This is a genomic window from Bacillus sp. REN3, from assembly GCF_017912555.1.
In the GTDB taxonomy this organism is placed as follows: domain Bacteria; phylum Bacillota; class Bacilli; order Bacillales; family Cytobacillaceae; genus Mesobacillus.
In genome coordinates, this window is the sequence record NZ_JAERSD010000008.1 from 18607 (window position 1) to 40035 (window position 21429).

A 21429-nucleotide genomic window follows, 5' to 3' on the forward strand; every position below is an offset into this window, starting at 1 on the left:
ACTCCCTCCCATTATTCTCCTAAAATTAAATCTTTCATATGTATGCAAAAAACTCCCGCGATTGCGGGAGTTCCAGTCAGAAAATCGTTTTTTCCGGCTCTGCGTTTATCATTTCAACAATCCGGTTGTTTTCGTCCATCAAAGCGATCTTTGGCTGGTGGCTTGCCACTTTTTCTTCAGGAACTAGGGCATAGGAAATGATGATGACCACATCTCCTTCATGGACAAGGCGCGCTGCCGCTCCATTCAAGCAGACAACCCCGCTCCCTCTTTCCCCAGGAATGATATAAGTTTCAAAGCGGGCACCGTTATTGTTGTTGACGATTTGGACTTTCTCGTTGCCAACCATCCCGACTGCGTCAAGGATCTCGCTATCAATCGTAATGCTTCCTACGTAATTGAGATTTGCTTCAGTCACGCGGGCGCGATGGATTTTTGCATTCATCATGGTGCGGAACATAGTTTTTCTTCCCCCTAATTCGTTATTCGACTTCCAGGATGATATTATCGATCAGCCTTGCTTTCGAGAATTTCACAGCGAGGGCGATAATGATTTTACCTTGCAGCCTTTCAAGCTTCATCAAATCCGGATATGAGAGAATATCGATATATTCAATGCTTGCATCACAATTCTGGCTTAGGTGTTCCCGAATTGCTGCAAATACTTTCGCTGGGTCGCGTTCGCCTTCCATAATTGCTTCCTTTGCAAGTATCATGCCTTTATTCAATTCGGCTGCCTGTTTTCTTTCTTCTTGATCCAAATACACGTTGCGGGAGCTTTTGGCCAATCCGTCAGATTCTCTCACAGTCTCGACAGCGACCAGTTCGATTGGAAAATGGAAATCCCTGATCAGACCATCGACAACCGCAACCTGCTGGGCGTCCTTCAATCCAAAATAAGCCCTGCCCGGCTGGACAATATTGAATAATTTCACGAGGACTGTCGCGACACCATCGAAATGGCTAGGCCTGGATTTGCCGCACATGACCTCAGTCCGTTCCTGTACAAAGACTTTGACCGATGGTGATTTCGGATACATTTCCATTGCTGACGGATAAAAAACGAAATCAACGCCCTCCTCTTCAGCGACATTCCTATCCCTTTCAAAGTCCCTTGGATAAGCATCAAGATCCTCCGTCGGCCCAAATTGGAGAGGATTCACGAATATACTCAGTACGACAATGTCATTCTCTTTCCTTGCCTGCCTCAATAACGAGACATGGCCCTCGTGAAGATAGCCCATAGTCGGCACATAGCCGATTGTTGCGTCTGATTGTTTCAATTTTAAAATATGCTGTTGCATTTCAGCGATTGTTGTAATGACCTTCATTCTTTTCCTCCGTATAATGACTGGAGTTCCTCTTCCTTCATCGTGAAGCTATGTTTCTCTTCCGGGAAAGCGCTATTCCGAACTTCCGATACATAAGCATTCAAACCTGCGGCAATCTTTTCATTCACATTTTCGTATTGCTTTACGAATTTAGGCACGCGATCTACTCCGTAGGTGATGATATCATGGTAAACAAGCACTTGTCCGTCAACGTTCACCCCTGCTCCAATCCCAATGGTTGGAATCGACAGGCTGCTGGAAACCTGCTCGGCAATCTGCTTAGGCACGCATTCAAGGACAAGCGAGATGGCACCTGCTTCTTCACATTTTTTTGCGTCATCGAGCAATTTCTTGGCCGCATCCGCGCTTTTCCCCTGTACCTTATAGCCTCCAAGCACTCCAACAGATTGTGGAGTGAGTCCGAGGTGTGCGACGACCGGAACGCCTGCCCTGGTCAATGCTTTAATATGGTCGATGACTTCATCCCCGCCTTCGACCTTTACGGCATTCGCGCCGGTCTCCTGGATGATCCTCGCTCCATTCAAAAGGGTATCCCGTATTGAGAGATGGTAACTCATAAATGGCATATCGACAACAATGAATGTATTGCTTGCGCCTCTTCTCACTGCTTTTGCATGATGGACCATATCATCCATCGTCACAGGAATAGTTGAATCATAACCGAGAACGACCATTCCAAGTGAATCACCGACCAGGATCATGTCCGCTTCAGCCTGTTCTGCATGTTTAGCTGATGGATAATCGTACGCTGTCACCATGACAATCTTGTTTCCTGACTGCTTCATCTTCAAAAAATCGGTAGTTTGCTTCATAGCGATCCCTCCTTTTTTTAAGAGGAGATAAAACAATCCTTCAATGCTTACACTAAAAAAGGGCCCATCTATACCAGAAGGACCCTTTGAAGCCATGCATTTGTTTCATCCCTCTGTCCCAGTCCATCGCAGGATCCAGGCAGACCTATTATATTTGATCACTTGCTAGACACGAAAAGGTGCAGTTCATGCGATACTGCCCAGAATGATTATAGCAAAAGAGCTTCCCTTTGGCTACTAGCCGGTTCATTCATTTAACTGGATGTCAGCAGAATAGATGTGGTGGATCCTTCCGCCAGAATCCTCGATGAGCAATACCCCATCATCTGTGATCCCAATGGCTTTGCCTCTGATCTCCCCGGTCAGTGTCCGTGCAGTGATATTCTTGCCGATGCTGACTGCATAACTTTCCCAAATCAGCCTGATTGGATAGAAGCCCTTTTCCAAATATAGTAAATACAGCTTTTCCAGTTCCTCAAGAATTGCCCGGATCAACTTTTCCCTGACTATTGTCTTTCCTGTCTCGATCGCGAGAGAAGAAGCAATTGAAAGTAAATCTTCAGGAAAGTCCTCCTCCCGTGTATTCACATTCACTCCGATCCCGATGATGATGGAGTTGATACGATCCGACTCTGCCTGCAGTTCTGTAAGGATGCCGGTAAGCTTTTTGCCGTTGGCCAGGATATCATTCGGCCACTTGATCTCTGGCAAAATACCGGTGACTTCTTCAATCGCCTGGACCACAGCTACTGCAGCAATCAGAGTCAGCTGTGGCGCTTTCGGGATTGGAAGCTTGGGACGGAGTATAATGCTCATCCAAATGCCTGAATACTTTGGAGAATACCATTTCCTGTCCATCCTTCCCCTGCCGGCAGTCTGTTCTTCTGCAATAACGACTGTTCCTTCATCCGCGTTTTCATATGCCAGCGCCTGCGCGATTTTCTGGGTGGAATCCACGCTATCAAAATAATGGAGATTCCTTCCGACAAAAGCGGTTTTCAGTCCGAGCTTTATCTTATCAGCAGTCATATGTTCAGGCATGGAAATGATTTTATAGCCTTTTCTCCTTACTGCTTCGAACTCGAATCCTTCTTTGCGGAGATCCTCGATGTGCTTCCAGACGGCAGTGCGCGAACAGCCGGCAATATCCGCCAAGTGCTGGCCTGACAAGTATTCACAATCAGAATTGGTGAATGCTTCTATCATCTTTTTCCTAATTTCGGATTGCATGCTGAAGCCACTCCCTTATTTGATCCTTTTTATTTTGCACTTCTCTGAATATAACTGCTCGTTCAACCTCTTCCAATACATCCCGGATCCACGGCCCTGCACCTCTGTCCAGCCATTCCATCAAGTCATTGCCAGATACCTGCAAATCAGATCTGTTCTTTATCGGGAGCCCTTCATATAGGTCTTTGATTCTTGGAATGTCGCTTTTCATTCCTGAGGAAATGCTGTTAATAATTTTTTCCGCAGAAATAGCTGTTTCCAATCCAGCTCCATAAACCGTTTTCCTGGTCCACTCTTCATGTTCCCTGTAGTGGAGCCATGTAACAATATCCTTTATTTTCCTGATTCTTTGCACCGGCAGCTTCCAGCTCCTCAAAAACGGCTCATATTCATTGCTGCCGATTTCGAGCGTAAAGAGCAGTAATGCCCATATTTCAGCAAGTGTCAGCTGTTTTGACTCGATTTCGGAAAACCGGACCAGTCTATCCTTTTGTCCCCCGAGTCCCGGCAAATATTGATGGATACCGGTTCTCGCCAGCATTTCAATCGCTCTTTGCCGGTTTTGGCCTACCAATATCTTTTCGAATTCGATCGCTCTTCTTTCCACTGCGATGTTTACGAGCAAGGCACTGTTTCTTTCAAGGGAAGCCAAGGTGTTTTCTTCGATTTCGAATCCTAATTGCGAATGGAATCGGATGGCCCTCAGCATCCTTAAAGCATCTTCACGGAACCGCTCATCGGGGTTGCCCACCGTGACGATTTGCCGATTTGCTATGGCTTGCTGTCCACGGAATGGATCGATGATCCGCCCTTGTCTGTCCATTGCCATCGCGTTCATGGTAAAATCGCGCCGTTGCAAATCATCCTCCAATGACCTTATGAAAGAAACCTTGTCTGGCCGTCTGAAGTCACTGTAGCCCGATTCTGCCCTGTAGGTTGTCACTTCATATGCCGCTCCTTTGAAGTGAACAAGTATCGTACCGTGTTCGATGCCGATATCCGTAGTTTTTGGGAATATCTGCTTCAGTTCCTCAGGCAGTGCGGATGTTGCGATATCAACATCCGAAATAACCCTGCCAAGAATATGGTCACGGACCGATCCCCCGACAAAATAAGCTTCAAATCCGGAATGTTCAATTGCCTCAAGGACAGGAGCTGCATCCAAGAAAGGTCTTCCAATCATCGCTCGTCCCGCCCTACTAGTTGATAATAGATGTTCTCATATTCGGCAACAATCTGTTCGGCACTGAATCGCTCCCGGGCCCTTTTTACTGAATTTTCCGAGAATCGCTTGTGGAGATCAGCACCCGAAAGGATTTCAACGGCTTTTTCGGTAACATCAAGGGTATCTCCCAGTTCACATATGTATCCCGTTTCGCCATCCTTGATCACTTCCGGTATCCCGCCAATATTTGTTCCGATGCAAGGGACTCCGCACGCCATGGCTTCCAAAGCTACGAGGCCGAAGCTCTCTTTTTCCGATAGCAGGAGCATCAAATCACTTAGGGAATATAGCTCCTCCACTGTATCCTGTTTGCCGAGCATCAATATTTTATCCCTGATCCCAAGCTCCTCCGCGAGAGTGCATACAGCCTTCATTTCGGGACCATCCCCTACAAGCAAAAGTTTTGCAGGCATTTTTTCGAGAATCCCCGCGAACGCCTTGACAACATCTGGAACTCTTTTGACCGGCCTGAAATTGGAAACATGGATGATCACTTTTTCATCCGGAAGGATTCCAAGTTCATTTCTAAGCTCACATGAATCTGTCTTCCTTGAACCCTTCATGTCAATAAAATTGTAAACACAGGCAATTTCTTTGTTTGGCTTTATCAGTTCATGAGTCTGGGCAATTAACGAGTTAGATACTGCTGTAACATAATCTGACTTTTCAATGCCGAAACGGATGGCATCAGTCAGTGACTGGTCATATCCGAGGACAGTGATATCTGTCCCATGGAGTGTCGTCACGATTTTCAAATCGCGCCCACTCATTTCTCTCGCTAAAATCGCACAGACCGCATGGGGAATCGCGTAATGGGCATGAAGAACATCAAGGTTCTCGAGGACTGCGACTTCTGCGATTTTGCTTGCAAGCGCAATATCATAGGGAGGGTATTGGAAGACGGAATATTGGTTGACTTCCACCTCATGGGAGGAAATATTATGGTACATTTTTTTCAATCGGAATGGCAGGCTTGAAGAAATGAAGTGTATTTCGTGCCCTTTTTCCGCAAGCAATATCCCAAGTTCAGTTGCGACAACGCCTGAACCGCCGACTGTAGGATAGCAGGTGATGCCAATCTTAAGTTTTTTCATTTCCCTTCCCCTAACAAATCCTTTTGGATTAATATTGGTTTTTTTGATTTGAAGCCCTCGGCAAACTCTGTTCCAACCTCTTTGCCAAACAGCTTTTCACGTGCTTCGACACTTTCGATGTAGCCATTTACAAGCGGGGTCTCAAAAGTAGTTTCCCCTTTTTCGAATTGACTGCTATAGGCATTTAACGCTGCAACCTTCCTGTCCATTGTGGACGAAATGTCGATAACAAAATCAGGCTTGTGGAATCCATTGATCATATAATAATAAAATCCTCTTGCCCGATGCGGAGGCAGTTCCAAATCCGTACCGTATTTTCGGACTGCTGCCGAAAAGACCGCCTCCTCTACCAGGCGGGCACAGTTGCCATGGTCAGGATGACGGTCGTCAAAATATGGCGCAAATACTAATGACGGGCGGTACAGTCTGATCACTTTCACAACTTTCCTTATATACTCTTCCTTCAGGAAGAGACCCCTGTCAGGTATATCCAAGGTTTCCCTGACCTTTACACCGAGGATTCCGGCTGCGCTGGCTGCCTCCTCCATCCTTGTTCCCACTGTTCCATTTGAAGACATTTCAGCTCTCGTCAAATCACAGATACCAATGTTTTTTTCTTCATCAGCATATTTGGCAATCGTGCCCCCCATCCCAATTTCAACGTCATCCGCATGGGCGCCGAAAGCAAGGATATCAAGCTTCATTGTTTTCACCCTGCTTTTCTTTTACGATTTCCCGCCATTCAAGGTCGCCTCTCTCGATCCCTTTTATGAGGATTTCCGCAGTCCCCATATTTGTTGCAAGCGGTACCGAGTATACGTCACAAAGCCTTACGAGTGCGGTGACATCAGGCTCATGAGGCTGTGCTGTAAGCGGGTCCCGAAAGAAAAAGATCGCGTCCATCCTATTATTAGCAATCCTGGCGCCGATTTCTTGATCTCCTCCGAGCGGGCCAGACTGGAAACGATGAATTTTCAGCCCGGTTGCTTCAATGATCCTCAAGCCAGTAGTCCCAGTCGCGAACAGCTTATGCTGATCGAAAATATGTTTGTATGCAACGGTGAAGGCCACCAAATCATCTTTTTTCTTATCATGGGCTATTAAAGCAATATTCATAGTTTCACCACTATTCAATGATATTTTCCAATCCATAAACAAATCCATCCATTTTCATGACCGTATCCACAGCCAGCTTTACACCTGACATGAACGAAGTGCGATTATATGAGTCATGGCGGATGGTAAGTGTCTGGCCATCTGCGCCAAACATCACTTGCTGGTGGGCAATCAAGCCTGGCAGCCTTACAGAATGGATGTGCATTCCTCCGTAGTTTGCTCCCCGCGCTCCATCCATTGTTTCCTTTTCATCCGGGTGTCCCTGTTTTTTTGCCTCTCTGACTTCTGAAATCATTTGTGCGGTCTTTACTGCTGTTCCTGAAGGGGCATCGAGCTTCCGGTCATGGTGAAGCTCAATGATTTCCACATCTTTGAAGTACCTGGCAGCCATTTTTGAAAATTTCATCATCAATACCGCACCAATAGCAAAGTTCGGGGCGATGATGCAGCCAGTTTCCCTTTCAGAACACAGCCTCTCAAGCTCCTCAAGGTCTCCCTTGGAAAATCCAGTCGTTCCAACTACCGGGCGAACCTTATAGTCCAGGGCTGTCTTTGTATGGAACATTCCAACTTCAGGTGTTGTTAAATCAATAAGGACATCCGGCCTTACTTCTTGCAGGCATTTTTCCAAATCTGTATACACTAATGCCTCCGAATCGGGAAAACCCTCCAGCTCTCCTACTTTCATTCCTCCATGTTTCCTGTCCACAACCGCGGCAAGTTCATACTGATCCGTATTCAGCACTAGATGCACGGCTTCTCTTCCCATTCTGCCGCGTGGCCCCGCAACAATAATTCTCACTTTTTCCATATTTCGCTCTCCTTTAGCTGTCTTTCCTTGTCCAGCGATCTTTATCCCTGGTATTGAATTTATCCATCACCCTGTTATGGGCCGTCTCTAAATCAATGTCCAATGAATTGGCCATGCAAATAAGGACGAAGAGCATATCCCCAAGCTCCTCTTCGATTGTCTTTTCATCCTCATCATGTTTTTTTGGTTTTTCTCCATAAAAATGGTTCACTTCGCGTGCAAGTTCACCCAGCTCTTCAGTCATCCTGGCGAGCATTGCCAGAGGGCTGAAGTATCCTTCCTTGAATTGGCTTATATAAGAGTCAACTTCTTGCTGGAGATCTTTCACCGTTTTATTCTTGACCAAACTACTTCACCCCAACCTGGTATGTATACTATTCTCTTTCGATGTTAGCTTAATGGACTGCCTTTGACAAATATTTTTTATTTCTTCAGTATCGCATTGGCTGCTCCCTTCAAGCCGTTATCAATTAGCATTGCCCTGGCGGCCTTTATTTTATATAATAACTCTGTTGACGAACATTGTTGATTACAGGGAAAACATGAATGCTTTTCTGGAAATCCAAACAAAGCAGGTGTCAGTTCTTCTCCCTTTCACAACATTGTTTACGTTTCCTGTCTATTTAAATCGATAAAGAAAAAGAAATCGTCTTCTTTTAATGGGAGGAATCGCTTTGCTGTATGGGTTAAAACTAAAAAACATCCTATTCATCCTGCTCGGTGCAGCCATTTTTTCATTTGGCCTAGTCCACTTCAATATCCAGAACAACCTGGCTGAAGGCGGATTCACCGGAATAACGCTTCTTCTCTATTTTGTTTTCGGCTGGTCTCCTTCCATTACCAACCTGCTTCTCAATCTTCCGTTATTCTTTATAGGCTGGAAACTGCTTGGCCGCAATGTTTTTATTTATACGATTATCGGGACGGTAGGGGTATCGATCTTTTTAGGGATTTTCCAAAAATATCAAATCGATATGCCATTGTATGAGGATTTGTTTTTAGCCGCACTGTTCGCTGGTGTTTTCATTGGTAGCGGGCTTGGCATCATCTTCCGTTTTGGAGGCACAACAGGGGGTGTCGATATCATTGCCCGTCTTGCCCATAAATACATGGGGTGGACGATGGGACGGACGATGTTCATGTTCGATTTCGCTGTCATTACTTTGTCGCTTCTTACTTATCTGGATTATCGGGAAGCGATGTACACTCTCGTCGTCGTTTTCATCGGTGCCAGGGTGATTGACTTCATGCAGGAAGGTGCCTATGCAGCGAGAGGAGCAATGATCATTTCTGAGAAGAATGAAGAAATTGCTGCAAAAATCATGGAGGAAATGGACAGGGGTGTCACTAGCCTGAAAGCAATAGGCTCCTACACAAAAATGGAGCGCAATGTTTTATATTGCGTTGTAGCCAAAAATGAAATTGTCAAGCTGAAGAACGTTATCACCGCAGTAGACCCCCACGCTTTCGTTTCTGTGACAGTTGTCCATGACGTCTTAGGAGAGGGCTTCACACTTGATGAAAACAAACTTCCGCTAGAAAGGTAAAACAGAATCGGAAGTGTAACGCCAATGCGTGGGTCCGCTGACTGGATCCGCGTTTTTTCATATTCTTAAGTAGCCTCTGTTCCCTCCCGGACTGCCAAACTCCGCCTAAACCATAAGCGTAACCCTGCATTAGGGGACACGAAACAGAGGGTGATTTTCCTTACGGGTGCTGCCGCTAGTCCGTACGGCCCGCTTCCTTTTAAATCACTCCTCCCCTTCATTGTGTGCTGCCAACACTTCGGGATTTAACCATATAATCCATGTCCGTTTCCATCCCATTTAACTTACAACCGCAAACAAAAAAACGCTGTTGAGAACAGCGTTTTTTAAACAAATATGATTCAGCAAGGAGTTTGTACACCTTTTTTTTCCCTATTCCTCTCTTGTCATGCCAGTGTAGATCAACACAAGGCGGACAAGCTCGAGGACCGCAACCGCTGCAGCCGCTACATATGTCAACGCGGCAGCACTCAGTACCTTCCTTGTTTCCCTTTCCTCGTCATTCCGGATGATCCCATTCGACACTACCAAATCCATTGCCCGGTTAGATGCATTGAATTCGACAGGCAGTGTGATGATCTGGAAGACAACTGCAGCCGCCATGAAAATGATACCGAGCAGCAGCATTCCAGTGAGGTTCGCCAGGATTCCAATCATAATCAGGATCCAGGAAAAGTTGGAACCAAGGTTTGCCACCGGCACAAGGGCATGGCGGAAACGGAGGAATGCATAATCCTGGGCATCCTGGATGGCATGTCCTACTTCATGGGCAGCGATGGCAGCTGCTGCGACCGAATGTCCATGGAAGTTTTCAGTAGACAGGCGGACCACTTTGGATCGTGGATCATAGTGGTCGCTTAAATAACCTTGTGTTTCTTCGACCCCGACATTGTATAAACCGTTGTCATCAAGGATTTTACGGGCGACTTCGGCTCCAGCCATCCTGGATGAAGAAGCAACCTGTGAATATTTCTTGTAAGTCCCTTTAACCCTGAATTGGGCCCAAAGAGGGATTAAAATTATAATCGCAAAGTATATTAGATACAATTAAGAACCTCCTAACAGCTCTAGTTGTTAGTTATATTTTAATGACCCTGTTGATGGGTGTCAATTTTTCCGCTCTTTTTGGATGTTCTTAGCCTTTTCCCTGTCTCCGATATATTTTCTCCAGCCAACATAAGATAATGTAAGGACAATGATGCTTCCAGTCGAAATCATCACCCACCACAATGATGGGTCCGCTTCATCCTCTGCCATTTCATCAAATAGTGTTTGAAGATCAGCTTCGAGCAATTCCAGTTCAGCCTGGCTCGAGGGTTCAGAAAGAACATGAGGCCGATAGTGGTCGATGAAGTTGACTTTGGCATCTATTTTCTGGATCCTTTCTGGAGTTATATCAATTTTCATGCTGGGATGGATCATATTATAAAGGGACAAGAAAGTGTTCAGGCTAGTATGGAAGCGGTCGTTATTCCCATCATATGCAGCTTTTCTCACATCACTGAATACTGTCATGATCGGTCCTTCCATCTCTGTCCATAAGGGCTGGTTGGTGGAAGCAATCGCATCGATGACCAGCCTGAACTTTGTAACCCGATTCATCCGTTCAGCATATCCCATATCAGGACTTGCAGCAGCTGTCACTGCTTCATCATGGGCCACTGTGATAATCCTGAGTTCATCCATTGAAAAAGGTTTGCCACTGCCTGTAGCGGCAAGAAACTCCTCTGAAAAATGCCTCAGCAGCCTATTGGCATCATCATACCGTTGCAGCTTCACCATTTGCAAGGCCTCATCAGAAATTTGGTCCAGTCTTTCAACAGGTGACGTTTGTTCTGCATATGCTGTGAAAGGCGCAAACAAGAGCAGCACCGAAAATAAAAAGAGATATTTTGCTTTCATTCCTGTCCCCCCTCTAAATACTATTAATATGTATGAGAGAGTGGACAAGGATAGACCATAATTTGTTGACTACCTAAACGTTTTCATGGTCAGTGTCAATCGGTTCCGGCGCATACCGAAGTAATAGGCGATTCCAATCGAAAGAATGCTCAGCCAGAATGTAAAATAACCAATTTCATTCATATAGGAATCGAGCGTATGGTACCTTGGCATCATCTTGAACACATAGTCAATGATTTCGTTGTGGAGGACAACGATTGCCGCTACAGCCAAATGCCATCCCTTCATGCGGTAGAACGGAGCATATAGCACGCCTTCAAGCGCCATCGCAAAATGGGAGCCCATCAACATCAAGCCTATTAAATCAAGATGGCCAGAAACAAAATAGACGAGCAGATTCATCACCACAGCCCATATCCCGTATTTGAACAGGCTGACAATCGCCAGCGCTTCCATCAACGGCCAGTTTTTACCCAACAAGAAGGCAGCAAGAACAAATACGAAAAACAAGCTTGCTGTCGGGCTGTCAGGAACGAACAGCAGAAATATGGGAGGAGTGTCAGCAAGCTGGTATCGGTACCAATAGTAGCCATAGGCTGTTCCCAATACATTCACCCAAAAGAGCAGCCAAAGAACTGAGCGATTCCCTAAAATAGGATAGATTCTTTTAATCATCTTTTTTCTCCAATCGAAAATCTTCTATCACTAGTATGGCAATAAAAAGGATCAAAAACAAACACACTTCAATCCTTTATGCATGGCCATCCGGAAAAAGAGCCTGCAAGTGACCTTGCAGGCTCTGGTTCAATGTTACTTGCTCAAGTTGTCAATGAACTCGGAAAGTGTTTTTAGCTCTTCGTCAGTCCCTTTGAAGACTGCGGGCATGCTGCCCTTACCATTCTTGGCAACGTCGGCGATTTCGTCTGCTGACATTTTTGAATCAACCAGGCTTGGCGCAGCTGCCCCGCCGGCAAGTTCGCCGCCATGGCATGAAGTGCAGGTTTGTGCCTGGGCAATCTTGTACCCATCTGAGTTCTTGTCAATCTGAACGTCAGAAATCTCGCCTTGCTTCTTGGCAGCTTCCCAGTCGTGTGTCGCAACTGATTCCCATGTCAAATAAAAAACGGAAGCAACTGCCAAAAGCATGAAACCTGTCGCAAGCGGACGTCTTGACGGACGCCGTTCAGGGCCGCGGTCAATGAATGGAGCGAGCAACAGGGCACCGAAAGCAAGCCCCGGGATGACCATTGCTCCAATTACTGTATAAGGACCTGAAGCATATGAATATTTAAGCAATTGATATAAGAATAAGAAATACCAGTCTGGCAGCGGAATGTAACCTGTGTCCGTAGGATCGGCAATCCTTTCAAGCGGAGACGGATGAGCAATTGTCAGGCTCAAGTATCCAATCAGGAAAACCGCTCCAACCAACCATTCTTTCAACAGGAAGTTTGGCCAAAACGCTTCCGTTTTACCAGGGTATTCCGAGTAGTCTTTCGGAATGTTAGGCTTTCGTTCAGCCGGAACCCGAGAGTCCCCAACGAACTTCATACCTTTACCACGATGCATCGAGCAATCCCCTCCTTTTTTTCCGTATCGTTGAACGGAAATTTAACCGCTCAACTTATTGATGATTTTACAATGGACCTGAAATACCTTGCTTACGGATCATGATGAAGTGCGCGCCCATCAAGCCAAGAAGCGCTCCTGGCAGGAAGAAGACGTGAATCGCAAAGAATCTCGTCAAAGTCTGCGCTCCAACAATTGTTGAGTGACCGGAAAGCAGCGTTTTGACATAAGGCCCAATCAAAGGAACTGCTTCAGCGATTTGCAGGGTAACTTTCGTAGCGAATAACGCTTTCATATCCCAAGGAAGCAAATATCCAGTCAAACCCAATCCAAGCATGACGAAGAAAATAAGTACTCCGACAATCCAGTTCAGTTCACGCGGTTTCTTATAAGCGCCCTGGAAAAACACTCGAAGTGTATGTAAGAACATCATGACGATTACAAGACTTGCTCCCCAGTGGTGCATGCCACGGACGATTTGTCCAAAAGCAACCTGGTTTTGAAGATAGTAGACAGATTGCCACGCATTTTTGATATCCGGAACATAATACATCGTCAGGAACATTCCGGAGAGAATCTGTATGACTGTGATGAAGAATGTCAGACCCCCGAAGCAGTACACGAACGCAGAAAAGTGATGCGCAGGGTTAACGTGCTCAGGTACTTCATGGTCTGCGATATCGCGCCACAAAGGCGTAATATCTAAACGTTCATCTACCCAATCGTAAATTTTGTTTAACAATGATTACGCCTCCTTCCGTGGTTCGGCTTTTCCTAAATACAGCAGCCCATCTTTTTCCTTTGTTGGATAAACATCAAGCGGCGCCAATGGCGGTGTGCCAGGCACGTTTGTTCCATCCTTTTCATAAAGGCCATAGTGGCAAGGACAGAAGAACATGTTAGGATTCTTTTTATCCGTGTTCCAGCCTACAACACATCCAAGGTGCTTACACACAGGAGAAAGAGCCACAATTTTCCCTTCCTCATCCTTGAAAACCCATGCTGTACCTGTTTCTTCGGATTCATACCACGCATCTTTTTGTGTGAATGTAAAGTCAACACGCTGCGGTTCTTTCGTAATATCTGCGACTTTGAGCTTAGTCGCGACAAAGTCTCCCGCGTCTTCGCCTTTCAGCACAGGATCGACGGCAAAACGAACCATTGGCATCAGCATCCCTGCTGCCATGAAACCGCCTACACCTGTAAGAGTATAGTTCAAGAATTGACGTCTTGAAACACGATGCTTGCTCACGCTTTTCCCCCCTCTATTCCCAAGTTAAGTCCCCAACGGACATAAATTAAACACATTTTAAAACTAGGACATAACCATGATATATCAATCTTCAGACAAAATCAATATAATACTATGTTGAAAACATTTTTTGCAATGATAAAACTAACATCATTCCTTAACTTCGTGCCACTTCTGGGTGAATAGGCCCAGCAACTGCTTTACCTGGTCTTCTACAATCGAAATCTTTTGCTGCTCCTGCATGTGCTCTAAGGGCAAAGACGGAATCCAGATCAAAGAGCCTGCCAGGTCTTTCTCATGCTGTTTCCAGCTGCTGTCACAGGTAATATGGAAGATATACTTGAATTGTTTGTCAAGCAAAGAATTTTCCCAACCCTGTAAAGCATGAAGATTGTTTGGATTGTCCCTTATGTAGGAGAAACCGGGCAACAGGAAAATCCGCCCTTTGAATTGTTTTTCCAGCTGAGTTGTAAGCAAGGAAGCAAATTCGGCCATGCCTGCAAATCCCTTCATATCATCATCAAAGGAGATTGGAAAAAGTGGGATTATCGCTGTATCCACATACTCCGCTGCTTTCTCATACATTTCAATGTCTGCCGCTATCCATTTCATCATACCAACTCCATTATCAAATAATCTTTACTATCATATCATTACCGATTGCCTGTTCCCAACATAATCCGCGCAAAATAAAAAGCCTGCTTTTAAAAAGCAAGGCATCATGAATTGACTGTACCTAATTTTTTCAATTGTTCTGTAAGTTTGGCGAAAGCTTCCTGGTCCTGGCTGTCCAGTGCCTCGTCAATCAAGTTCATCAGCTTCTCTTTATGGAATCGATGGATACTCTCCTCCAAAAACCGTTCCGCTACGATTTTGTCGCTTTCACTTATTTGCAGCTGGCCCGGCATATACGGATTCTCTTCAAGTACCGCAGCAAACTGATGTGCTTTGTTCGAAGCATGGAAGTTAAGCTGGATATAGATTTCTTCCTCCCTGTTCAAACGGATGTCATGGAACGACTTTTCTGCATCTGTCGTCATCACATTTTCCTTGAAAAAACGGAAAGGTACTTCATCGACACAGTGGGTGGACATGATCAATCCACGTGGACAATACTGGGCGTTTTCCACAAAATGCACTTTCTCCATCAGCTGGTCATGACTCATCAAATAGTTAAGGATCCAAACACATTCCCGCCTTTTCAGCTGATAATGGTTCAAAAACCAGCGGATAAAATCCTTTTTCTCATTGACAGATACAGGGGTTGTCATTTTTGAATCCCTCCTCTGCAAAACAAAATTTTTGTTGGGATTTACTGATCGTCCGTTAACCTTTCCAGCAGATCCCGGAACTCTTCATTGCCAGGTTCTTTTTTCATTAACTTACTAAAAACTTCGGCAGCCTCGGCCATTTTTCCTTCTTCAATTAAAAAATATCCATAGTCCGTCAAAAATTCTTTGTTGTCTTTAAAGAAAGTATATGCCTGTTGGTATTTATTTAATGCCTGCGAAAACTCTTCTGTCTCCTGCAAGGCGACGGCCTCATCCCAAAGCAGCTGGGGCTCCTCCGCTCCGTCAAATTCTGCCGCGCGGATAAGTTCGATAACAGCTTCATAACGCTCCTGCTTCAACAAAAGCTTATTAAGGAGCAAGACACCTTCTGTGAAGCCAGGGTCGAGGGCAATCGCTTCACGCATCAACCTCTCTGCTTCTGTTTCATCCGGGAGTTTCAGCGCCAGTTTGCCGCCATAGAAAAATAAATCCTTGTTGAAGTTATCCTGTTCGATTCCCTGGATGACTGTTTCAAAAGCCTCTCTAATCAATTCTTCCCGCTCATATGCCTTTGCAAGATACAAATACATAGAGTGGTATTCCGGATCAAGCGCTTTTAGCTCTTCGAATTTCTCGATGGCTGTTTTATTATGGCCAGCCTGCAATGCTGTGAATGCAAATCCAAACAGCGTGTTGATTTCCAATTTTTGATCAAGTGCTTTGCTGTAGAATTCAAGTGCTTCTTCAAAGGACCCACCTGCACTCAATGCCTCAGCCATTCTCTGGCTGATATTCACTCCGCCGATTTCATCACTGGATTCAAGCACTTTCCCATAGAACTTCACAGCTTCGATCAGCTTGCCCTGATGAGCATATAATTCAGCAAGGGCAAAATCAATGACTGCTTCTTCAGGCAAAAGCGCTTTTGCGTCAAGGAGTTTTTTCTCGCTTACTTCATAGAGTCCATCCATCTGGTATAAGTCAGCGAGCAAGAGGAGGCCCTGCGGGAAGGCAGGGTCCTCTCTTGTTACCTTTTCCAGTAATAGGATCGCTTCTTCTTCTTTTCCGAGTTCAATCTTTGTTTCAGCTAGAAGTACCTGTAGTTCGCCTTCATGAGGGTAGTCTTCCAACAGGCTTGAAAGTAATGCGTCAGTTTCTTCAAGAAAGCCGAAATGGAACAATTCTTCCGACAGCAGGAATTTATCCTCATCGCTTCCCTTTGCCAATATATCCTTATATGCTGACATCGCTTTGTCCAGCTCACCATTTTCAATATACCCAACTATTTCATTTACGCTAGCCATCTATCTCCATCCTATCTATTTTCTTTCAATCCGGATCAGAAAAATATCCTGGTGTTTTAATTATAACATCCTCACCGCTGCCAGGACGATAATAAACATCGCTTCCAGCCCGGATCACTTTTCCTTTATGGACTGTCACCAAAAGATCATGCGAATGGTCAAAGTAAAGATCCATGTCAACGACTTCATCGAACCCAGCTCTTTTGCGGTAAAAATTGTAACTTAATTCGCTGCCATTGTGCAAGCTGGCTTTTAAAGGAAAGATACCCGTTTTCTTCAGCGCTTTCCCCGATAAAGGATATCGCTCGGGCAATTCTTCGGATAACGCAGTAACATTCGTCCTCTCAATCAGCTCTTTCCACGCATCTATCCGTCTTTGCCTCTCCTTTCTGTTACCGCATTCTGGAAACACCGGAATCAGGGGGCAGTTATAAGGGAACAATGCCTCCTTGATCCAACCCCAGGGAATCCTGTAAAGCTCGTCCGCACTTTCGATCTCGATGAAAAGTGCTGGGATCTTTTCCCGCTTGCATTTCCTGATCAATGCAGGATCAAGTAGGCTTGAACTGAACCTTATGCCAATGATATAGTCCACAGGACAATCAGATAGAGAGCTCCTTGCCTGCTTGACCCTCATCTCAAGCTCCCTTACGGACAGGATTTTAATACTTGTCAATACAGCAGTACTGCCCTTCAAGATGAAATTCTTGATATAATAATCCTTCCGCTCATGGAATGGCTGGTTCAAGGGCAAGTTGGAATCCAGGAGTACATGTACAGGCGACATAAAATAATCACTTGCAACCATCCGCATAAATTTATACCTGCTGAATGAGGGATTCGCAGCGACAATCTTACCGGCCTCCACAAGCAGGCTAGTGACTGACCGGGCTTGTCCTTTTACAAGATTCGCGTTCTCGATAATGTAGGCCATAAAACCACTCCTTTTTCGGTCTTATGACAAACTATGCTTGTTCCAGGGGAATATAACAGCCTGGAGAAAAAACAATAAGAAACGCCCACGCACCCTGGTCAGCCCCGACTGGGACGGGACGGACCGAGAGAAGCCAGTTTTTTTGCATAGCCAGGCTGCTGGCCTGAATAGGTTTACTTGTAGTCTTCGGTAAGCAGAAAAGAAACTTGCTCCCCAAAATACTTCGGTACTGCTTTTGACCCTAGCTATGCAAAGCGAAAGATTCCCTTAGGATATTAAATGAAGTCAATACATGGATGAAAACCGGCTAGGCGGTGGGTCTCGACATTTCCCGAGGTGGACTTTATACTTTTTATCTCACAAGAAAAAACCCTTCCAGATCTAACTGGAAGGGTTCTGTTCACGCTAATGAATATAAATCTTCAAAGAACCGTGGATAGGATACTGCCACGGATTCACTATCCTGCAGGTAAACATCTTCACTGCACAGCAGTGCGGCTACGGACAGCATCATGCCGATTCTATGGTCACCGTGCGCAGAAACCCTGCCGCCGGTTAGGGTTGTTTTGCCGTGGATGACCATGCCGTCACTTGTCGCTTCGATCCTTGCCCCTAGCTTTTTCAGTTCATTGACGACTGTGTCAATCCTGTTTGTTTCTTTCACTTTCAATTCCGCTGCATCCTTGATCACTGTCTTGCCTTCCGCTTGTGCAGCAAGAAGGGCAATGACGGGTATCTCGTCTATCAGCCTCGGTACCAGTTCTCCTTCAATGACGGTTCCGCGCAGCTTTGAATGACTGACCCTGATATCCCCAGCAGGCTCAGATGAATCGGAATCATACGGCTCAACGGCTATGTTTGCCCCCATTGCCTTCAAGACATCAAGTATGCCGGTGCGCGTAGGATTCAAACCAACATTTCTAAGTAAAATTTCGCTTCCCGGAATGATTGCCCCGGCAACAAGGAAAAAAGCGGCAGATGAAATATCTCCCGGCACAGAGATGTTCGTCCCTGCCAATTCCTGTCCGCCTTCAATTACAATGCTATTTCCATCCTGTTTGATCATGCCTCCGAACTGTCTGATCATCTGTTCAGTATGGTTCCTCGATTTGACAGGTTCAATGACTGTCGTCCTGCCTTCCGCCTGCAATCCTGCAAGCAGGATGGCTGATTTCACCTGAGCGCTCGCTAGAGGCAGTTCATAGGTAATACCCCTTAGCTTCGCTCCTTTGATAGTGAGCGGCGTGTATTCCCCGCCGTTCCTCCCTGAAATTTGCGCACCCATTTTTGATAAAGGGGCAGTGACCCTTGTCATCGGCCTTTTTGCGATTGAATCATCCCCTTGGATGGTGCTCTCAAAAGGCATACCGGCTAATATGCCTATCATTAGCCTGATCGTCGTGCCAGAGTTGCCAACATCCAGAATCCCGGCAGGCTTTTGCAGCCCCGCGATTCCCCGGCCCGATATTTCCACACGGCTGCCTTCTTGCTCGATATCAATACCTAGGCTACGGAAGCAGGCAATCGTACTCAGGCAGTCGGCGCCAGGAAGGAAGTTTTCAATCTTTGTGACGCCCTTTGATATTGCTCCAAACATGACTGCACGATGGGAGATCGATTTGTCTCCTGGCACCGTGATTTCCCCGTTCAATGACTTTGAATTGATCATTAGTTTTTTTTCTGACATTGTTAGCTCCTTCATCCTACTCTCCGATCGATGTGCCGTAGTCGGTTTTTTTTTCAATGCAATCAATCGCCCGCTTGCGGTCCTCCGGTGTCTGGAAGCTGATGACGAGTACTCCGTATATTTCTTCGCGCGTTTCCAGGATTCGTATATTTGTGATACTGATCCTTTCCTCGGCAAGATAGCCGGTTATTTCGGAAATGACGCCAGGGTAATCGGGGACATCGACGAATAAATCATAAAAGCTGGGGATGGCTCCCTTATCGTTCACAGGCAGGCCATCCCTGAAATCTTTTGCTGTCTTGAAATATTCATAGATTTCTTCCCCATCCTCTTCCCTAAGAAGCTTTGATACCTTTGCCATTTCAGCCTGCCAATCCTCGAGCAGGGAAAGTAGGATACCACTGTTATGGAGCAGGATATCCCTCCACATTTTCGGACTACTTGAAGCGATCCTCGTAATATCCCTGAAACCGCCTGCAGCGAGCCTAGACACTAATTCATTTCCCCTCTCGGCCTTTTTCGCCTGATGGACAAGAGACGCTGCGATAATGTGAGGGAAATGGCTGATGACTCCTGTGAGATAATCATGTTCTTCCCCCGATACTTCCAGGAATCTGGCTTTCGTCCCTTCCAGCCAGCTTTTCAATTGGGTGATAGCTTGCTGTTTTGTGCCTTTAGCCGGTGTGAGCAAATAAAATGCATTTTCAAACAGGATTTTTTTTGCAGCAGCGACACCGCTTTTATGGGATCCTGCCATCGGATGCCCGCCAACAAAATCGATGCCTTTTTCTGTTAGGCAGGAAGCTTCATCCGTGATAAATCCCTTGGTGCTTCCCGTATCAGTAACAATCACATTCTTTTTCATAGGGATTTCTGCAAGCCGCTTCAGAATCTTTGCAGAACTTGCCACAGGTGCAGCAATGATGATCAAATCCGCTTCACGCGCTCCTTCTTCAAGGGTTGCCGCCAGTTCGTCGATGATCCCGAGCCTCAAAGCAAGGTTCAGCTGGTGTTCTTCTACATCAAAACCCGCAACTTTCGCCTCAGGGTGTTCCTCCTTGATGCATAAAGCTAGGGAACCGCCAATCAGCCCCATTCCAATGATGAAAACTTGGCCATTCAAATCAAATCAACGCCTTTATTCAAGAAATTGCAGCGCTCACCTGCAAATATTCTTTTATTTTTTCTATAATTCCCGCATTCTGTTCCCTAGTGCCAATCGTGATCCTGACACAAGCAGGGAATCCTAAAGCTTTACCTGAACGCACGATATACCCCCGTTCAAGCAGGAATTGGAAAACCTCCTGGCCATCTGCAGCAAAATCAATCAGTATGAAGTTTCCCTGAGAAGGGTAATAATCCAACCCGTACTCATCGCAAAATTGATAGAACTGCTCCAGTCCCGCCCGGTTTTCCTGCTTGCACCATTGGATGAACTCCTGGTCCCCGAGAGCCGCAGCTGCGGCAGCCTGGGCGAGACTGTTGACATTGAACGGCTCCCTGACTGGCTCAAGGGCAGCGATCGTCTCTTCATGCGCGATTCCGTATCCTACCCGGAAACTGGCGAGTCCGTATATCTTGGAAAAAGTCCTTAAGATAATCAGATTTTTGTATTTCTGGAGCAAATCTGTCGATTCATGAAAATCATCGGCTTCCACATATTCATAGTAAGCCTCGTCAAGCACGACCAGAACATCATCCGGTACCCGGGAAAGAAAGCTGATCAGGTCTTCGTTATTGATATAGATCCCTGTTGGATTATTCGGAGAACAAAGCCAAACAACGGCAGTATTCCCATCGATTGCCGCAAGCATGCCCTCAAGGTCATGAGCTCCGTCTTTTAAAGGGACTTCCCTCGCTTCACTGCCCTCGATGACAGAATTATGCTTATACTGAGGGAAAGTTGGAGCAGCCATGACGGAATTAGTATAGGGTGACAGCAAGCCACGTGCGATCATTTGAATGATTTCATCCGAACCGTTTCCGAAGATGATCTGCTCTGGTTTTACTGAAAGGTGGCCTGCCAGCTTAGCGCGCAGGTTCGCCGCATAGCCATCTGGATAGACGGAGTGCCGGCTGGTTCGGCTCCTTAGTTCTTCAACAACCCTATTTGATGAACCAAATGGATTCTCGTTAGAAGCTAATTTCACGATATCGGATAATCCGTACTGCTTTTTTACCTCTTCAATTGACTTACCAGGCTGGTAAGGTTTTAAATTCAAAAGCTGCTTTTTCCATTTCATCTTATCCACCTCTTCAATACTCTTTGCTTCATCATCAAATTAAAGCGATGAAGTAATTTGCATTTATCATACTCCTTTTT

Annotated in this window: 24 protein-coding genes; 1 reads left to right on the forward strand and 23 read right to left on the reverse strand. The window is 45.7% G+C overall.

The window, feature by feature from the left end; all coding sequences use genetic code 11:
* Positions 1-76: 76 nt before the first annotated feature.
* The 10 genes from panD to JJQ88_RS09035 form a co-directional block, all read right to left on the reverse strand.
* On the reverse strand, positions 77-460 hold the full coding sequence (gene panD, locus JJQ88_RS08990) for an aspartate 1-decarboxylase (protein ID WP_210365448.1): 384 nt from the start codon (positions 458-460) through the stop codon (positions 77-79).
* A 22-nt stretch (positions 461-482) separates the two neighbouring features.
* Entirely contained in the window at positions 483-1331 is an 849-nt protein-coding gene (gene panC, locus JJQ88_RS08995) for a pantoate--beta-alanine ligase (RefSeq protein ID WP_210365450.1), read from the reverse strand.
* Complete coding sequence (gene panB, locus JJQ88_RS09000) at positions 1328-2164, reverse strand: 3-methyl-2-oxobutanoate hydroxymethyltransferase (protein ID WP_210365452.1); 837 nt, start codon at positions 2162-2164, stop codon at positions 1328-1330. Before panB ends, panC begins: the two co-directional genes overlap by 4 nt.
* 246 nt (positions 2165-2410) lie before the next feature.
* Positions 2411-3394 carry a biotin--[acetyl-CoA-carboxylase] ligase gene (locus JJQ88_RS09005; RefSeq protein ID WP_210365454.1) on the reverse strand — a complete coding sequence of 328 codons (984 nt, stop codon included), beginning with the start codon at positions 3392-3394 and terminating at the stop codon, positions 2411-2413.
* Positions 3378-4577 (reverse strand): CCA tRNA nucleotidyltransferase, encoded by a 1200-nt coding sequence (locus JJQ88_RS09010; RefSeq protein WP_210365456.1) that lies wholly within the window; start codon positions 4575-4577, stop codon positions 3378-3380. The genes JJQ88_RS09005 and JJQ88_RS09010 overlap by 17 nt, the downstream gene beginning before the upstream one ends.
* Positions 4574-5713, reverse strand: a complete 1140-nt coding sequence (bshA, locus tag JJQ88_RS09015) for an N-acetyl-alpha-D-glucosaminyl L-malate synthase BshA (protein WP_210365458.1) — start codon at positions 5711-5713, stop codon at positions 4574-4576. Before bshA ends, JJQ88_RS09010 begins: the two co-directional genes overlap by 4 nt.
* Positions 5710-6417 carry a bacillithiol biosynthesis deacetylase BshB1 gene (bshB1, locus tag JJQ88_RS09020; protein ID WP_210365460.1) on the reverse strand — a complete coding sequence of 236 codons (708 nt, stop codon included), beginning with the start codon at positions 6415-6417 and terminating at the stop codon, positions 5710-5712. The genes bshA and bshB1 overlap by 4 nt, the downstream gene beginning before the upstream one ends.
* Positions 6407-6829 carry a methylglyoxal synthase gene (gene mgsA, locus JJQ88_RS09025; RefSeq protein ID WP_210365676.1) on the reverse strand — a complete coding sequence of 141 codons (423 nt, stop codon included), beginning with the start codon at positions 6827-6829 and terminating at the stop codon, positions 6407-6409. Before mgsA ends, bshB1 begins: the two co-directional genes overlap by 11 nt.
* 10 nt (positions 6830-6839) lie before the next feature.
* Positions 6840-7640, reverse strand: a complete 801-nt coding sequence (dapB, locus tag JJQ88_RS09030; protein ID WP_210365462.1) for a 4-hydroxy-tetrahydrodipicolinate reductase — start codon at positions 7638-7640, stop codon at positions 6840-6842.
* A 13-nt stretch (positions 7641-7653) separates the two neighbouring features.
* Entirely contained in the window at positions 7654-7986 is a 333-nt protein-coding gene (locus tag JJQ88_RS09035; protein ID WP_210365464.1) for a nucleotide pyrophosphohydrolase, read from the reverse strand.
* Positions 7987-8314: 328 nt separating this feature from the next.
* Between JJQ88_RS09035 and JJQ88_RS09040 the strand changes: the two genes are divergently transcribed.
* Positions 8315-9187, forward strand: a complete 873-nt coding sequence (locus tag JJQ88_RS09040; RefSeq protein ID WP_210365466.1) for a YitT family protein — start codon at positions 8315-8317, stop codon at positions 9185-9187.
* A 372-nt stretch (positions 9188-9559) separates the two neighbouring features.
* Here the strand turns inward: JJQ88_RS09040 and JJQ88_RS09045 are convergent, their stop codons facing one another.
* The 13 genes from JJQ88_RS09045 to hisC all read right to left on the reverse strand — a co-directional run bounded on the left by JJQ88_RS09045 (position 9560) and on the right by hisC (position 21349).
* A complete protein-coding gene (locus JJQ88_RS09045) occupies positions 9560-10234 on the reverse strand; it encodes a zinc metallopeptidase (protein ID WP_210365468.1) in 675 nt (224 codons plus the stop codon).
* 60 nt (positions 10235-10294) lie between these two features.
* On the reverse strand, positions 10295-11089 hold the full coding sequence (ypjB, locus tag JJQ88_RS09050) for a sporulation protein YpjB (RefSeq protein WP_210365470.1): 795 nt from the start codon (positions 11087-11089) through the stop codon (positions 10295-10297).
* Positions 11090-11158: 69 nt separating this feature from the next.
* A complete protein-coding gene (lhaT, locus tag JJQ88_RS09055) occupies positions 11159-11761 on the reverse strand; it encodes a lipoprotein heptaprenylglyceryl N-acetyltransferase LhaT (RefSeq protein ID WP_210365677.1) in 603 nt (200 codons plus the stop codon).
* Between the two features lie 138 nt (positions 11762-11899).
* Entirely contained in the window at positions 11900-12658 is a 759-nt protein-coding gene (locus JJQ88_RS09060) for a menaquinol-cytochrome c reductase cytochrome b/c subunit (RefSeq protein WP_210365471.1), read from the reverse strand.
* A gap of 67 nt (positions 12659-12725) precedes the next feature.
* Complete coding sequence (gene qcrB / locus JJQ88_RS09065) at positions 12726-13400, reverse strand: menaquinol-cytochrome c reductase cytochrome b subunit (RefSeq protein ID WP_210365473.1); 675 nt, start codon at positions 13398-13400, stop codon at positions 12726-12728.
* 3 nt (positions 13401-13403) lie between these two features.
* Positions 13404-13910, reverse strand: coding sequence for a QcrA and Rieske domain-containing protein (locus JJQ88_RS09070; RefSeq protein WP_210365475.1), 507 nt, complete (start codon positions 13908-13910; stop codon positions 13404-13406).
* Between the two features lie 150 nt (positions 13911-14060).
* Positions 14061-14522 carry a YpiF family protein gene (locus JJQ88_RS09075; protein ID WP_210365477.1) on the reverse strand — a complete coding sequence of 154 codons (462 nt, stop codon included), beginning with the start codon at positions 14520-14522 and terminating at the stop codon, positions 14061-14063.
* A 107-nt stretch (positions 14523-14629) separates the two neighbouring features.
* Positions 14630-15181 carry a ReoY family proteolytic degradation factor gene (locus tag JJQ88_RS09080; protein WP_210365479.1) on the reverse strand — a complete coding sequence of 184 codons (552 nt, stop codon included), beginning with the start codon at positions 15179-15181 and terminating at the stop codon, positions 14630-14632.
* A 41-nt stretch (positions 15182-15222) separates the two neighbouring features.
* Positions 15223-16485 (reverse strand): tetratricopeptide repeat protein, encoded by a 1263-nt coding sequence (locus JJQ88_RS09085; protein ID WP_210365481.1) that lies wholly within the window; start codon positions 16483-16485, stop codon positions 15223-15225.
* A 25-nt stretch (positions 16486-16510) separates the two neighbouring features.
* Positions 16511-17419 carry a hypothetical protein gene (locus JJQ88_RS09090; RefSeq protein ID WP_210365483.1) on the reverse strand — a complete coding sequence of 303 codons (909 nt, stop codon included), beginning with the start codon at positions 17417-17419 and terminating at the stop codon, positions 16511-16513.
* Between the two features lie 400 nt (positions 17420-17819).
* A complete protein-coding gene (gene aroA, locus JJQ88_RS09095; protein ID WP_210365485.1) occupies positions 17820-19106 on the reverse strand; it encodes a 3-phosphoshikimate 1-carboxyvinyltransferase in 1287 nt (428 codons plus the stop codon).
* Positions 19107-19122: 16 nt separating this feature from the next.
* On the reverse strand, positions 19123-20229 hold the full coding sequence (locus JJQ88_RS09100; protein ID WP_210365487.1) for a prephenate dehydrogenase: 1107 nt from the start codon (positions 20227-20229) through the stop codon (positions 19123-19125).
* Between the two features lie 19 nt (positions 20230-20248).
* Positions 20249-21349 carry a histidinol-phosphate transaminase gene (hisC, locus tag JJQ88_RS09105; RefSeq protein ID WP_210365489.1) on the reverse strand — a complete coding sequence of 367 codons (1101 nt, stop codon included), beginning with the start codon at positions 21347-21349 and terminating at the stop codon, positions 20249-20251.
* Between the last annotated feature and the right edge of the window lie 80 nt (positions 21350-21429).